We start from the raw sequence: 15184 nt of genomic DNA, 5'->3' as shown, positions 1-15184 counted from the left end.
CATGAACAAACTGGAAGTCCAGGACCTGCACAAACGCTATGGCAGCCATGAAGTGCTCAAGGGAGTCTCCCTGACCGCCAAAGCGGGCGATGTGATCAGCATCATTGGCTCCAGTGGTTCGGGCAAAAGCACCTTCCTGCGTTGCATTAATCTGTTGGAGCAGCCCCATGCGGGCAAGATTCTGCTCAACAATGAAGAGCTTCAACTGGTCGCCAACAAAGACGGCAGCATGCGCGCTGCGGATCCGAAACAACTGCAACGCATGCGTTCGCGTCTGTCCATGGTGTTCCAGCATTTCAACCTGTGGTCGCACATGACGGCGCTGGAAAACATCATCGAAGCTCCGGTGCATGTGTTGGGTGTGTCGAAAAAAGAAGCGCTGGAAAAAGCTGAGCATTACCTGGCCAAAGTAGGCGTTGCTCACCGTAAGGACGCCTATCCGGGGCATATGTCCGGTGGCGAACAGCAGCGTGTGGCGATTGCCCGTGCGTTGGCAATGGAGCCGGAGGTGATGCTGTTCGACGAACCGACCTCCGCGCTGGACCCTGAGCTGGTGGGTGACGTGCTCAAAGTCATGCAGGCCCTTGCTCAGGAAGGCCGGACCATGGTCGTGGTGACGCATGAAATGGGCTTCGCCCGTGAAGTCTCCAACCAATTGATCTTTCTCCACAAAGGCGTGGTCGAAGAGCGCGGTGATCCTCGTGAAGTCCTGGTCAATCCGCAGTCCGAACGTTTGCAGCAATTCCTCTCGGGTAGCTTGAAGTAACGAAAAGCTACGTTTTGGCGATGCGTTTCGAGACGTAACCGTTCATGCTGCGCCGCAAGCAGCATGAGCTGATTGCAGTAGATTCAGCCTGGGCGTCGACGCCCGCCCCATAAGCTGTGCACACAGTTTTAACAACAGCGACACGTTTCGGATTGCATGCCATGACCGCTCAACGAATTGGTTTTCTTATCTGGCCCAGCACCAAAGCCCTGACTCTGGCGCTGGCCGAGGAAGCCTTGCGTGTCGCCCAGCGCGTCCATCCGGAAGTGCTTTACGAACTGTCGTTTCTGCAAGCCGAAGCGCCCGCCGAGGGTGCATGGCAATTGCCCGGCGAGCCTTGGGCGGGGCGGCTGGAAGGTTGTCAGAAGCTGTTTTTGCTGGCTGATGAGCCACCTGTGACGGTGAACGCCACGCTAGCCTCGGCGCTCAAGCAGTTGGTGCGTTCCGGTTGCGTCATTGGCGGACTTTCAGCAGGGGTTTACCCACTGGCTCAGTTGGGGCTGCTGGATGGTTATCGCGCTGCGGTGCACTGGCGCTGGCAGGATGATTTTACCGAGCGTTTCCCCAAAGTGATTGCCACCAGCCATCTGTTTGACTGGGATCGTGATCGTTTGACTGCGTGTGGCGGCATGTCGGTGCTGGATCTGTTGTTGGCTGTGCTGGCGCGTGATCATGGCGCCGAACTGGCGGGCGCGGTGTCCGAAGAACTGGTAGTGGAGCGCATCCGCGAAGGTGGTGAGCGTCAGCGTATCCCGTTGCAGAATCGCCTGGGGTCCAGCCATCCGAAGTTGACTCAGGCTGTGCTGCTGATGGAAGCCAACATCGAAGAGCCCCTGACCACCGATGAAATTGCCCAGCACGTGTGTGTCTCGCGTCGGCAACTGGAGCGGATCTTCAAGCAGTACCTCAATCGCGTGCCGAGTCAGTATTACTTGGAGCTGCGCCTTAACAAGGCGCGACAGATGCTGATGCAGACCAGTAAATCCATCATCCAGATTGGCTTGTCCTGTGGTTTCTCCTCAGGGCCACACTTCTCCAGCGCCTACCGCAACTTCTTCGGCGCGACCCCCCGTGAAGACCGCAACCAACGCCGCAGCAGCAGCCCGTTTGAATTGTCGTCGGTGCCTGCAGAGCGGGGGTGAGTCCTGCTAGTTTTGGTGGTTGAGGACTTGTAGGAGTGAGCTTGCTCGCGATGACGGCTTTTCAGAATACATATAGGTGACTGAAAGAACGCTATCGCGAGCAAGCTCACTCCTACAGAGGAATGTATCCAGGCAAGTCAATTCATCGTTCTTCGCGGGCAAGTCGGATTGCCGCCCACTCGCTCCAACAAATCAAATCATCTGTATCTGCAACAATCCTCCCGCAACGTTTAAACTGCGCCTTTGCGATGGTTAATGTCGCATTGCCGAAAGTCACTGAAAAACCCGGTTTTGTGCTGTAACAAGTTGTCGCCTGGCGGCAAGGCCGGAGTCAAACCAGTCCTTACAATCTTCCCATCGCTCGCCAGTTTCAGGCAGGCGTTCCTCTTCAGGAGACTCCGATGTCCGTTGAGCAAGCTGCGGTGCAACGCGCCGATTTCGACCAGGTAATGGTCCCTAATTACGCTCCAGCCGGGTTTATCCCTGTGCGCGGTGCGGGTTCCCGAGTGTGGGATCAGGCGGGTCGTGAGCTGGTTGATCTCTCCGGCGGGATTGCCGTCAACGTACTGGGCCACTGCCATCCGGCGCTGGTGGGTGCCTTGACTGAGCAGGCCAACAAGCTCTGGCACGTTTCCAACGTTTTCACCAACGAGCCAGCCCTGCGTCTGGCGAAGAAGCTGGTGGACGCGACATTCGCCGAGCGCGTGTTCTTCTGTAACTCCGGTGCCGAAGCCAACGAAGCCGCTTTCAAGCTGGCGCGCCGCGTTTCCCACGATCTGTATGGTCCGGACAAGTACGAAATCATTGCCGCACTGAACAGCTTCCACGGTCGTACGCTGTTCACCGTGACCGTGGGTGGTCAGTCCAAGTACTCCGATGGCTTTGGGCCGAAGATCACTGGCATCAGCCACGTGCCATTCAACGATCTGGCAGCGCTCAAGGCCGCGATCTCTGACAAGACTTGCGCCGTGGTGCTGGAGCCTGTTCAGGGCGAGGGTGGCGTATTGCCTGCCGAACTTGAATACCTGCAAGGTGCCCGGGCACTGTGCGACGAGCACAAAGCGCTGCTGATCTTCGATGAAGTGCAGTGTGGCATGGGCCGTAGCGGTCGTCTGTTTGCCTATATGAATTACGGCGTTACGCCGGACATCCTGTCCAGCGCCAAGAGCATTGGCGGCGGTTTCCCGATGGCAGCCATGCTGACCACCGAAAAGCTCGCCAAGCACTTCGCGGTCGGCGTTCACGGTACGACTTACGGAGGCAATGCCCTGGCGTGCGCTGTGGGTAACGCAGTGATGGATGTGGTCCACACTCAGGAAGTCCGCGACGGCGTCACGGCCAAACATGCGAAGTTCAAGGCCCGCCTGGAGCAGATCGGCGAGAAGTATGGTGTTTTCACCCAGGTACGTGGCATGGGCCTGTTGATCGGTTGCGTGCTGACCGATGCCTGGAAAGGCAAGGCCAAGGACTTCTTCAACGCTGCCGAGCATGAAGGCGTGATGATTCTGCAAGCCGGTCCTGACGTGGTGCGTTTTGCTCCGAGTCTGGTGATCGAAGACGCTGACATCGACGAAGGTCTGGATCGCTTCGAGCGCGCTGTGGCCAAGCTGACTCAGGCTTGATGGCGGGCTGATCCACCGCAACACCTTCCGGCGTTTGCCTGCACGGTAAGCGTCGGACATTTTCCTGTGCCATGTGGCGTTGATCCACGTGGCGCTTTTTTTCTGTGCCGGGTTTGCCCGGTCTGTGTTCTGGTAAGGAGTGGCACCATGCTCGTGATGCGCCCCGCGCAAATGGCTGATCTGGCCGAGGTTCAACGCCTCGCTGCCGACAGCCCGATCGGTGTCACGTCCCTGCCTGACGATGCGGGGCGGCTTGGCGACAAGATCGCCGCTTCGGAAGCCTCGTTCGCGGCCGAAGTGAGCTTCAATGGCGAAGAAACCTACTTCTTCGTACTGGAAGACAGCGAAAGCGGGCGGCTGGTGGGTTGTTCAGGGATTGTCGCTTCGGCGGGTTATTCCGAACCCTTTTACAGCTTCCGTAACGAAACCTTCGTTCACGCTTCTCGCGAGCTGAAGATCCACAACAAGATTCACGTGCTGTCCCAGTGCCACGACTTGACCGGCAACAGCCTGTTGACCAGTTTCTATGTGGTCCCTGAACTGGTGGGCAGTGCATGGTCGGAGCTTAATTCCAGGGGGCGTCTGCTGTTTGTCGCCAGCCACCCGGAGCGTTTCGCGGATTCGGTGGTGACCGAGATCGTCGGTTACAGCGATGAAAATGGCGACTCGCCGTTCTGGGATGCCATCGGGCGCAACTTCTTCGATTTGAACTATGCCGCAGCCGAACGTCTGTGTGGGCTGAAAAGCCGGACATTCCTCGCCGAGCTGATGCCGCATTACCCGATTTATGTGCCGCTATTGCCGGACGCCGCCCAGGAAGCTATGGGCCAGGTGCATCCGCGGGCCCAGATCACCTTCGACATCCTGATGCGCGAAGGCTTCGAGACCGATCACTACATCGACATTTTCGACGGTGGCCCGACCCTGCATGCGCGTGTTTCCGGGATTCGCTCCATCGCTCAGAGCCGTTTGGTGCCCGTCAAAATCGATGCTCAACGGTCCACTGACACCGGTTCCGGCGGCCGTCTGTATCTGGTTGCCAATGGCTTGTTGCAGGATTACCGGGCGATATTGCTGGAACTGGACTGGGCGCCAGGCAAGCCGGTCGCCCTGAGTCTGGCAGCAGCCGAGGCCCTGGGTGTTGGTGAAGATGCCAGCGTGCGGGTCGTGGCGGTCTGATACGCCTTTGAATGTGGATGGCTGGTTTAGCGAGTTTCGCCGTTTCCCGAGGGAAGTGGTATTGAGGAGATAGCATGATCGTTCGTCCCGTAAGCAGCAGTGACCTGCCAGCGCTGATCGAGTTGGCGCGCAGCACAGGCGCTGGCCTGACGACTTTGCCCGCCAATGAAGAACGCTTGGCGCACCGGGTCGGTTGGGCGGAAAAGACCTTTCGCGGCGAAGCCGGGCGCGGTGATGCGGATTACCTTTTCGTGCTTGAAGACGATGACGGCCGCGTAGTGGGTATTTCCGCCATCGCTGGGGCGGTTGGCCTGCGCGAGCCCTGGTACAACTATCGAGTGGGGCTGACGGTCAGCGCTTCTCAGGAATTGAATATCTATCGGGAAATCCCGACCCTGTTTCTGGCCAATGACCTGACCGGTAATTCCGAGCTGTGCTCGCTGTTCCTGCACAGCGACTTCCGTAACGGTTTGAACGGGCGTCTGCTGGCCAAGGCGCGGATGCTGTTTATCGCGGAGTTCCCGCAGTTGTTTGGCAACAAGATCATCGCCGAGATGCGCGGTATGTCCGATGAAAATGGTCGGTCGCCGTTCTGGGAAAGTCTGGGGCGACACTTCTTCAAGATGGAGTTCAGCCAGGCGGATTACCTGACGGGCGTCGGTAACAAGGCGTTCATTGCTGAGCTGATGCCCAAGTTTCCGCTGTACAGCTGCTTCCTCTCCGAAGATGCCCGTAACGTGATTGGCCGGGTGCACGCCGACACCGAACCAGCGCTGACCATGCTCAAGGCCGAAGGCTTCAGCTATCAGGGTTACGTGGATATCTTCGACGCCGGTCCAGCGGTTGAGTGCGAGACTGCGAAGATCCGCGCCGTGCGCGACAGTGCGCCTTTGGTGCTGGCCATCGGTACGCCGGGTGACGATGCCACACAATTCCTGATTCATAACCGCAAGCGTGAGGAGTGCAGAATCACTGTGGGCGCGGCGCGCTTTGCGGCCGGTACATTGGTGGTTGCCCCGGCGACCGCCAAGCGCCTGCGCCTGAGTGCGGGCGACAATGTCCGTGCGGTTCCGCTGTCCCCGGCGCGGGAGGCTGTCTGATGAGCACCTTGTATATCGCAGGCAACTGGCAGGCCGGGCAGGGCGAGGCGTTCGAGTCGCTCAATCCGGTGACTCAGCAGGTTGTATGGTCCGGGCAAGGTGCAACGGCCGCTCAGGTAGACGTTGCCGTGCAAGCTGCGCGTCAGGCTTTTCCCGCATGGGCGAGTCGCACCCTGGAAGATCGCATCACGGTGCTGGAAGCTTTCGCCGCCAGCCTGAAAAGCCAGGCAGACGCTTTGGCGCAGTGCATTGGTGAAGAAACCGGCAAGCCGCTCTGGGAGTCGGCGACCGAAGTGACCAGCATGGTCAATAAAATCGCTATTTCCGTACAGAGCTACCGGGAGCGCACCGGCGAGAAGAGCGGCCCGCTGGGCGACGCGAACGCGGTGCTGCGCCACAAGCCCCATGGCGTGGTCGCGGTGTTCGGGCCGTACAACTTTCCCGGGCATCTGCCCAACGGACACATTGTCCCGGCTTTGCTGGCGGGCAATGCCGTCGTGTTCAAACCCAGCGAGCTGACCCCGAAAGTCGCCGAACTGACGGTCAAGTGCTGGATTGAGGCCGGTTTGCCTGCCGGTGTATTGAATCTGCTGCAGGGCGGTCGTGACACCGGTATCGCCCTGGCCGCCAATTCTGGCATCGATGGATTGTTTTTCACCGGTTCGAGCCGTACTGGCAATGCTCTGCATCAGCAGTTTGCCGGTCGTCCCGACAAGATCCTTGCGCTGGAAATGGGCGGCAACAACCCGCTGGTCGTCGACGAAGTCAGCGATGTAGAAGCTGCGGTGTACACCGTTATTCAGTCGGCATTCATCTCCGCCGGGCAGCGCTGCACGTGCGCGCGACGCTTGCTGGTGCCACAGGGCGTCTGGGGCGATGCGTTTCTTGAGCGTCTGGTTGAGGTCACGCGCAACATCGAAGTGGGCGCTTACGATCAGCAGCCCGCGCCGTTCATGGGCTCGGTCATTTCGCTGCATGCGGCCACTGCCTTGCTGGCGGCTCAGGAGCAATTGCTTTCCAATGGCGCTTTGGCGTTACTGGAAATGACCCAGCCACACGCCACGTCGGCGTTGCTCACACCAGGCATTATTGACGTGTCCGAGGTCAGCGATCCTCTTGATGAAGAGCTGTTCGGGCCGCTATTGCAGGTGCTGCGTTATTCGGATTTTGATAACGCCATCGCCTTGGCCAATGACACTCAGTACGGCCTGGCTGCCGGTCTGCTGTCGGATTCCGAAGCGCGTTACAAACAGTTCTGGCTGCAGAGCCGGGCAGGGATCGTCAACTGGAACAAACAGCTGACTGGCGCGGCGAGCAGCGCACCGTTTGGCGGGGTAGGGGCTTCCGGTAATCACCGGGCGAGTGCGTATTACGCGGCGGATTATTGCGCGTATCCGGTGGCCTCGCTGGAGAGCAGCAGCCTGACCTTGCCCGCGACCCTGACGCCGGGTGTGCGATTGTCATGACTGTCGTGCAGTAAACATTGAACCTGTAGGAGCTGCCGAAGGCTGCGATGGCGGAGTGTCAGGATGAATGCTTCGCAGCCTTCGGCAGCTCCTACAGAAAATCCATGTCAGTTCAGTAAGTTATATGTTGTTTGATAAAGCTGCCCAAGGCTGCGAAGCGATGATTGAACCTTACGCTTATAAGAAAAGATCCACGGAGCCGAGCCGATGAAATCATACGAAGTCAATTTTGACGGCCTGGTCGGGCCGACGCACAACTACGGCGGTCTGTCGTACGGTAACGTCGCCTCGCAAAGCAACTGCCTGCAGTCCTCCAATCCTCGCGAGGCTGCGTTGCAGGGCCTGGCGAAGATGAAGGCGTTGATGGACATGGGTTTTACCCAGGGTGTCCTCGCGCCACAGGAGCGTCCGGATATCGCCGGTCTGCGCCGTCTTGGCTTTAGCGGCACAGACGCACATGTGATCGAGCAGGCTGCCAGGCAAGCCAAACCTCTGCTGGCTGCCAGTTGTTCAGCCTCGAGCATGTGGGTCGCCAACGCCGCGACGGTCAGCCCGAGCGCCGACACCGCTGATGGCCGCGTGCATTTCACCGCCGCCAACCTGGCCTGCAAATACCACCGTAGCATCGAGCACCCGACCACCAGCCGTGTGCTGGCGGCCATGTTCGCCAATTCGCAACACTTTGCCCACCACGCTGCGTTGCCTTCTGTTGCCCAGTTTGGTGATGAGGGCGCCGCCAATCACACGCGTCTATGCCGTGACTATGGCGAGGCGGGGGTGGAGTTTTTCGTGTTCGGGCGCAGCGCTTTTGATTCGCGATTTCCTGAGCCGCAGAAGTACCCTGCGCGCCAGACCCTCGAAGCATCCCAGGCCGTGGCTCGCTTGCATGGTTTGAGTGACAGCGCCGTCGTTTTCGGTCAGCAGAACCCGGCGGTGATTGATCAGGGTGTGTTTCACAACGATGTGATTGCCGTGGGTAACGGCGAAGTGTTGTTCTATCACGAGGACGCATTTCTCCATACCGAGCGCATGCTGGCTGAATTGCAGGACAAGCTTGCCCGTTGCGGCGGCCAGCTCCAGCCGATTTGCGTTCCGCGTGCTGAAGTTTCGGTCGAAGATGCGGTGCGTTCGTACCTGTTCAATAGCCAGCTATTGTCCCGCCCCGATGGCACCATGTTGCTGGTCGTGCCCGAAGAGTGTCGCGGCAATGAGCGAGTCTGGCGTTACCTGCAAGAGCTGACCGCGGGTGCTGGTCCGGTCAGGGAGGTTAAAGTCTTTGACCTCAAGCAGAGCATGCAGAATGGCGGCGGCCCGGCGTGCCTGCGTCTGCGGGTCGCGCTCAATGAAACCGAGCTGGCGGCGGTCAATCCCGGGGTTATCATGACCGCGCCGCTGTACGACACGCTGACCCAGTGGGTCGACAGGCATTATCGTGACCGCATGAGCGAAGATGATCTGGCAGACCCGCAATTGCTGGTCGAATGCCGCGGAGCATTGGATGAATTGACGCAAATCCTTAAACTGGGCGCAGTTTATCCTTTTCAGCTGGCCTGAAATTCTGGCGGGTGGTGCCTGGCACGACCCGCCGTCCTTACCTATCCATAGAGAACACCGATTATGAGCGACACCCTGCAGTTGATCCTTGAAGACACCGATGGCACCCAACTGGAAACCTCCTGCACCCGCGTTGCGGTCGTCTGGCAGGGCAAGGAAATCTGGATTCAGCACGATGGCCGCGGCCAGTTGCTGATCGGCGTCGATGTCGAAGAAGGTGATGCCGAGTACGCCAACCTGTTGTTGCGTCCTCTGGCGACCAACCTGGTCAGCCTGCAGCTGGAAATGGAGCCTGCCGACGTCGGTGAAGACGAAGAGCATGTGCACGGCCCGGACTGCAATCACTAAGACTCACTTCACCCACTACGGGAACAGTGCCTATGCTCGCCCTCGGTAAACTGCTTGACCTGACTTTGGCTGGACGTGAACCGGCAGAAAAGACTCAAGTGACAGTCGCCGGAGTGCGATTGCGATGGCTGAGCGAAGGTGCGCTGGAAGTGCGTCCTGCCCAGGATCGGGACAACGGCACGGATTTGCTGTTGTCCGCCGGAATCCATGGCAACGAGACGGCACCTATCGAGCTGCTGGATGAATTGATCCGCAGCATTGCCCGCGCCGAATTACAGCCGCGGGCACGTATTCTTTTCCTGTTCGGTAATCCCGACGCCATGCGCCGTGGCGAGCGGTATGTTGAGCAGGACGTCAATCGGCTGTTCAACGGTCGTCATGAGCACAGCGGTGGAGCTGAGGCGTTACGCGCCTGCGAGCTGGAGCGGCTGGCGGCGACGTTTTTCAGCATTCCGGATCGCTACCGTTTGCACTACGACCTGCACACGGCGATTCGTGGTTCGAAGATCGAACAATTCGCGCTGTATCCCTGGAAAGAAGGGCGTCAGCATTCGCGCCGGGAGCTGGCGCGGTTGCAGGCAGCAGGCATGACGGCGGTATTGCTGCAGAAAAAACCCTCTATCGTATTCAGCGCCTATACCTACGACAAGCTCGGGGCCGAGGCTTTTACCCTTGAGCTGGGCAAGGCGCGACCGTTCGGGCAGAACCAGGAAGTTGATCTGACTCGCTTGCGCACGCGTCTGGAGCAGATGATCGAAGGCACTGAGCCCGCGGTGGACGAAAGTCTTGAGGGTTTGCAGCTGTTCAGCGTTGCCCGGGAAATCATCAAGCACAGCGATGGTTTCAGGCTGCACTTGCCCTTGGACGTGGAAAACTTTTCGCCGCTGGATAAAGGCTACGTTCTGGCTGACGACCTGAGCCATTCACGCTGGATAGTAGAAGAAGAGGGCGCAAGGATCATCTTCCCGAATCCCAAGGTCAAAAACGGGCTGCGGGCGGGGATATTGATCGTGCCGGCTACAGCGGACGGGCTGGTCTGAGCCTGACGCGATAATTGCGGCGCTCTCGCAGATTTTGCGCGATCTCAGAATTGCAGAGCACCTGTCGGAGCGAATTCATTCGCGAATAGGGCAGTACATTCGATAGATATCTGTCGGTTGTAATGCCGCTTTCGCGAATGAATTCGCTCCCACAGGTTCATCGCCAACCCGTGAGAGCGATACCAGTCAATCAGCCGACTTTCTTCTGCCCTTCACTCCGGCGAATCGCACGCACTTTAGCAACGGTATCCGCGCAGGTTTTCGCCGCTTCCTGGCCTTTGTGCAGGAAGTGTTCGAAGAAGAACTTCAGGTGTTCTTCGCCTGCGTGGAAGTGGTGAGGGGTGAGGACTACCGAGAACACCGGCACTTCAGTTTCCAGCTGTACTTGCATCAGCGCGCTGACCACCGACTGAGCGACGAACTCGTGGCGATAGATCCCGCCATCCACAACGAGGGCTGCGCCGACGATGCCCGCGTAGCGGCCGCTGTTGGCCAGCAGTTTGGCGTGCAATGGGATTTCAAAGGCGCCGCCGACTTCGAAGAAATCGATGTCCGCTTCGGTGTAACCATGATTAGCCATTTCAGCGATGAAGCCGATTTTGCTCTGATCGACAATATCCTTGTGCCAGCAGGCCTGGATAAAAGCGATACGCTCGTTCGCGTGGTTTTTGCTTTTGCTGTCGATTGCGGTGGGTTGCATCTGTTCTGTCTCCTGTCTATAAAAAAACAGGGCACTTTGGATCGAATGGGAAGGTCAGGCTAAGCCCGGCAATCATGGGAACGAAATCCGTTCGTGACGATGCGCGATGCGTTGCGGTGGTGCCAATCCCGTTCTCTCTTCATCCGGACTATGACCGTCGGCCCCGGAATCTCACCAGGTCTGCTGACCCTGCGTATGCAGGCGCTCGCGGGCTAGACGCATTGCGCGTCATTACCGCCGGTGGGGAATTGCACCCCGCCCTGAGAACGTTGCCGCTGAAATATTTCAACGGCGCGCATTTTTTATCACAGTTTTACTGAATGTGCTTGGACGCATTCCTACAGTCGTCCTGACTTTTTCTTATAAGAAAGTCTTGGAATTCAACACCAGCGCCTTGATTATTCCTATCCGTAACCTCACAACTGAGGTTCGTCTTTTCCAGGGAGCTTTACCGTGACGGTTATCGACTTGCGCAGCGACACAGTGACTCAGCCCACTCATGGGATGCGCGCCGCCATGGCGCAGGCACCGCTGGGTGATGATGTCTACGGTGAAGATCCGACGGTCAATCGTCTTGAGGGCTGGTTGGCGGACCGACTCGGGTTCGCGGCTGCGCTGTTCGTCCCGACCGGCACGATGAGCAACCTGTTGGGCTTGATGGCCCACTGTGAGCGTGGCGATGAATACATCGTCGGCCAACAGGCCCACACCTATAAGTATGAAGGTGGCGGCGCAGCGGTCCTGGGCTCCATTCAACCGCAGCCGCTGGAAAACCGGGCCGATGGTTCGCTGGACCTGGATCAGGTGCTGCAAACCATCAAGCCTGACGATTTCCATTTTGCCCGCACCCGTCTGCTGGCCCTGGAAAACACCATGCAGGGCAAGGTCCTGCCGTTGAGCTATCTGGCGGCAGCCCGCGCATTCACTCAGCAACATGGCCTGGCGCTGCATCTGGATGGCGCCCGGTTATACAACGCCGCAGTGAAACTGGGCGTTGATGCGCGGGAAATAACTCAGCATTTTGATTCGGTGTCAGTGTGCCTGTCCAAGGGGCTGGGTGCGCCGATTGGTTCGGTGCTGTGCGGCTCTCAGGCGTTCATCGACAAGGCCCGCCGCTTGCGCAAAATGGTCGGCGGCGGCATGCGTCAGGCCGGGATGCTGGCGGCAGCGGGCCTGTATGCGCTGGAGCATCAGGTCGAGCGTCTGGCCGATGATCACGCCAATGCCGCATTTCTGGGTTCTGCACTGACGGAGCTGGGTTACTCGGTTGAACCGGTGCAGACCAATATGGTTTATGTGCACATCGGCGATCGCGCTCAGGCGCTCAAGGCGTTCTGTGCCGAACGCGGTATCACGCTCAGTGCTGCGCCGCGTCTGCGGATGATCACTCACCTGGATGTTTCCCGTCAGCAACTCGAGACCGTAATCACAGCATTTGCTGACTTTTCCCGCACTTGAAGCGCCGATAGTCCAGTAGCTTTGTTCTATCGTACAAACAGACTGTACCGTTGACGCAACGCCTATATAATGCGGCCCTTTGCCGTCGCTACGTCATATGACGTTTTGCACTTGCCTCTGGCCGCAGTCTCCGTGGAAGAACCTATGAAAAGCGCAGAAATCCGTGAAGCCTTCCTTGGCTTCTTCGAAGAGCAAGGCCACACCCGTGTAGCCTCAAGTTCCCTGATTCCGGGCAACGACCCGACCCTGCTGTTTACCAACGCAGGTATGAACCAGTTCAAGGACTGCTTCCTGGGCCAGGAAAAGCGAGCCTATACCCGTGCAGTGACCAGCCAGAAATGTGTGCGTGCCGGTGGCAAGCACAACGACCTGGAAAACGTCGGCTACACCGCGCGTCACCACACATTCTTCGAAATGCTGGGCAACTTCAGCTTCGGTGATTACTTCAAGCGTGATGCGATCACCTACGCCTGGACCTTCCTGACCTCGGAAAAATGGTTGAACCTGCCCAAGGACAAACTCTGGGTAACGGTCTACGCCAGTGACGACGAGGCTTACGATATCTGGACCAAAGACATCGGCGTACCTGCCGAGCGCATGGTCCGTATCGGGGACAACAAAGGCGCGCCTTACGCGTCCGACAACTTCTGGACCATGGGCGATACAGGCCCGTGTGGTCCTTGCACCGAGATTTTCTTCGATCACGGCCCTGAAATCTGGGGCGGCCCACCAGGCTCGCCGGAAGAAGACGGCGACCGTTACATCGAAATCTGGAACAACGTTTTCATGCAGTTCAACCGCACCGCTGACGGCGTGTTGCACCCGCTGCCTGCGCCGTCGGTAGACACCGGCATGGGCCTGGAGCGCGTCAGTGCTGTTCTGCAGCACGTGAACTCCAATTACGAAATCGACCTGTTCCAGAGCCTGCTGGCTGCTTCGGCCAAAGCCATTGGCTGCGGTAACGACAGTCAGGCTTCGCTGAAAGTCGTGGCTGACCACATTCGTTCCTGTGGCTTCCTGATTGCTGATGGCGTGCTGCCGTCCAATGAAGGTCGCGGTTATGTGCTGCGTCGGATCATTCGTCGTGCCTGCCGTCACGGTAACAAGCTGGGCGCCAAGGGCAGCTTCTTCTATCAGATCGTTGCGGCGCTGGTTGCCGAGATGGGTACTGCGTTTCCTGAGCTGGTTCAGCAGCAGGCGCACATCGAGCGCGTGCTCAAGGCCGAAGAAGAGCAGTTCGCCAAGACCCTGGAGCAGGGCCTGAAGATCCTCGAACAGGATCTGGCTGAACTCAAAGGTAATGTCGTGCCGGGTGACGTGGTGTTCAAACTCTACGACACCTACGGTTTCCCGATGGACCTGACTGGCGACATCGCCCGTGAGCGCAACCTGACTCTCGACGAGGAAGGTTTCGAGCGCGAGATGGATGCGCAGCGTGTTCGCGCCCGTTCTGCCAGTTCGTTCGGCATGGACTACAACAGCCTTGTCAAAGTCGACGTGGCGACCGAGTTCACTGGCTACAAAGCGACTCGCGGCGAAGCGAAGATCGTGGCCATCTATAAAGACGGTCAGAAAGTCGAGCAGTTGAGCGAAGGCGAAGAGGGCGTTGTAGTCCTTGATACCACGCCGTTCTACGCCGAGTCGGGTGGCCAGATTGGTGATGCCGGTTACCTCAGCGCTGGTGAAGTACGCTTCGATGTTCGTGACACCACCAAAACCGGTGGCGCTTTCCTGCACCATGGCGTTGTCGCTGCCGGCACCTTGACGGTGGGCGCTTCGGTCAACACCGAAGTCGATGCCGAGGTGCGTAACGCCACGGCGTTGAACCACTCCGCGACTCACTTGCTGCACGCAGCCTTGCGCAAGGTGTTGGGCGAGCACGTTCAGCAAAAGGGCTCGTTGGTCGACAGTCAGCGCCTGCGCTTCGACTTCAGCCATTTCGAATCCATCAAGCCTGAGCAGTTGAAAGCGCTGGAAGACATCGTCAACGACGAAATCCGCAAGAACACGGCAGTCGAGACGGTCGAAACCGACATCGAAACTGCGAAGGCGCGTGGCGCCATGGCGCTGTTCGGCGAGAAGTACGGCGACAGCGTGCGCGTGCTGAGCATGGGCGGTGATTTTTCCGTCGAGCTGTGCGGTGGTATTCATGCCACTCGCACCGGCGACATCGCAGTATTCAAGATTGTCAGCGAAGGCGGCGTGGCCGCTGGCGTTCGACGCATTGAGGCGGTCACCGGCGCAGCTGCGCTGGGCTACCTCAATGCTGCAGAAGATCAACTCAAGGAAGCCGCGACGCTGGTCAAAGGCAACCGCGAGAACCTGTTGGACAAGCTGACGGCTGTGCTTGAGCGCAACCGTCTGCTGGAAAAACAACTGGAGCAATTGCAGGCCAAGGCGGCCAGCGCAGCGGGCGACGATCTGTCTTCCTCCGCGCTGGATGTCAAAGGCGTGAAAGTGCTGGCCGTGCGCCTGGACGGTCTGGATGGCAAAGCGCTGTTGGCGCTTGTCGATCAGTTGAAGAACAAACTCGGTCGCGCAGTGATCCTGCTCGGCAGTGTGCATGAAGACAAGGTCGTACTGGTTGCAGGCGTAACCAAGGACCTGACTGGCCAACTCAAAGCCGGTGATTTGATGAAGCAGGCCGCTGCGGCCGTAGGTGGTAAAGGCGGCGGTCGTCCTGATATGGCGCAAGGTGGTGGTGTTGACGCGGGGGCGCTGGATGCAGCGCTGGCGTTGACCGTGCCTTTCGTCGAGCAGGGTATTTAAGTCGACCTTCCGGAGCAGCCACGCACAGGCGTGGCCGCCC

Annotated in this window: 12 protein-coding genes and 1 riboswitch; of the genes, 11 read left to right on the top strand and 1 reads right to left on the bottom strand. The window is 58.7% G+C overall.

Annotated features, from left to right (window positions below; translation table 11 throughout):
• Position 1: 1 nt before the first annotated feature.
• The 9 genes from K3169_RS21600 to astE all read left to right on the top strand — a co-directional run bounded on the left by K3169_RS21600 (position 2) and on the right by astE (position 10217).
• Positions 2 to 766 carry an ABC transporter ATP-binding protein gene (locus K3169_RS21600; protein WP_027900073.1) on the top strand — a complete coding sequence of 255 codons (765 nt, stop codon included), beginning with the start codon at positions 2 to 4 and terminating at the stop codon, positions 764 to 766.
• Between the two features lie 161 nt (positions 767 to 927).
• On the top strand, positions 928 to 1908 hold the full coding sequence (gene argR, locus K3169_RS21595; protein ID WP_099267393.1) for a transcriptional regulator ArgR: 981 nt from the start codon (positions 928 to 930) through the stop codon (positions 1906 to 1908).
• A 401-nt stretch (positions 1909 to 2309) separates the two neighbouring features.
• The gene (locus tag K3169_RS21590; protein ID WP_027900075.1) at positions 2310 to 3530 is read left to right on the top strand and encodes an aspartate aminotransferase family protein; all 1221 of its coding nucleotides are present in this window, start codon (positions 2310 to 2312) and stop codon (positions 3528 to 3530) included.
• A 147-nt stretch (positions 3531 to 3677) separates the two neighbouring features.
• Entirely contained in the window at positions 3678 to 4709 is a 1032-nt protein-coding gene (gene aruF / locus K3169_RS21585) for an arginine/ornithine succinyltransferase subunit alpha (protein WP_027900076.1), read from the top strand.
• 74 nt (positions 4710 to 4783) lie between these two features.
• Positions 4784 to 5809 carry an arginine N-succinyltransferase gene (astA, locus tag K3169_RS21580; protein WP_027900077.1) on the top strand — a complete coding sequence of 342 codons (1026 nt, stop codon included), beginning with the start codon at positions 4784 to 4786 and terminating at the stop codon, positions 5807 to 5809.
• Positions 5806 to 7275, top strand: coding sequence for a succinylglutamate-semialdehyde dehydrogenase (gene astD / locus K3169_RS21575; RefSeq protein WP_263272342.1), 1470 nt, complete (start codon positions 5806 to 5808; stop codon positions 7273 to 7275). The genes astA and astD overlap by 4 nt, the downstream gene beginning before the upstream one ends.
• Positions 7276 to 7482: 207 nt before the next feature.
• On the top strand, positions 7483 to 8829 hold the full coding sequence (gene astB / locus K3169_RS21570; protein ID WP_122704459.1) for an N-succinylarginine dihydrolase: 1347 nt from the start codon (positions 7483 to 7485) through the stop codon (positions 8827 to 8829).
• Positions 8830 to 8892: 63 nt separating this feature from the next.
• Positions 8893 to 9177, top strand: coding sequence for a hypothetical protein (locus tag K3169_RS21565; protein ID WP_027900080.1), 285 nt, complete (start codon positions 8893 to 8895; stop codon positions 9175 to 9177).
• A gap of 32 nt (positions 9178 to 9209) precedes the next feature.
• Positions 9210 to 10217: a succinylglutamate desuccinylase gene (gene astE / locus K3169_RS21560; protein ID WP_231677478.1), complete on the top strand. Its 1008-nt coding sequence runs from the start codon at positions 9210 to 9212 to the stop codon at positions 10215 to 10217.
• Positions 10218 to 10407: 190 nt separating this feature from the next.
• Here astE and K3169_RS21555 read toward each other — a convergent pair whose 3' ends face one another.
• Positions 10408 to 10917, bottom strand: a complete 510-nt coding sequence (locus K3169_RS21555) for a 6,7-dimethyl-8-ribityllumazine synthase (protein ID WP_095094594.1) — start codon at positions 10915 to 10917, stop codon at positions 10408 to 10410.
• Positions 10918 to 11043: 126 nt separating this feature from the next.
• Positions 11044 to 11189, bottom strand: a riboswitch (FMN riboswitch).
• Between the two features lie 181 nt (positions 11190 to 11370).
• On the opposite strand from K3169_RS21555, the gene ltaE reads away from it, so the two are divergent.
• Positions 11371 to 12375, top strand: coding sequence for a low-specificity L-threonine aldolase (gene ltaE / locus K3169_RS21550; protein ID WP_231677479.1), 1005 nt, complete (start codon positions 11371 to 11373; stop codon positions 12373 to 12375).
• Positions 12376 to 12519: 144 nt separating this feature from the next.
• Positions 12520 to 15144, top strand: coding sequence for an alanine--tRNA ligase (gene alaS, locus K3169_RS21545; protein ID WP_263267915.1), 2625 nt, complete (start codon positions 12520 to 12522; stop codon positions 15142 to 15144).
• Positions 15145 to 15184 lie beyond the last annotated feature (40 nt).

This window comes from Pseudomonas phytophila (assembly GCF_025643095.1).
GTDB classification, from domain to species: Bacteria; Pseudomonadota; Gammaproteobacteria; order Pseudomonadales; family Pseudomonadaceae; genus Aquipseudomonas; species Aquipseudomonas quasicaspiana.
This window is presented reverse-complemented; position numbering and strand designations above follow the sequence as displayed.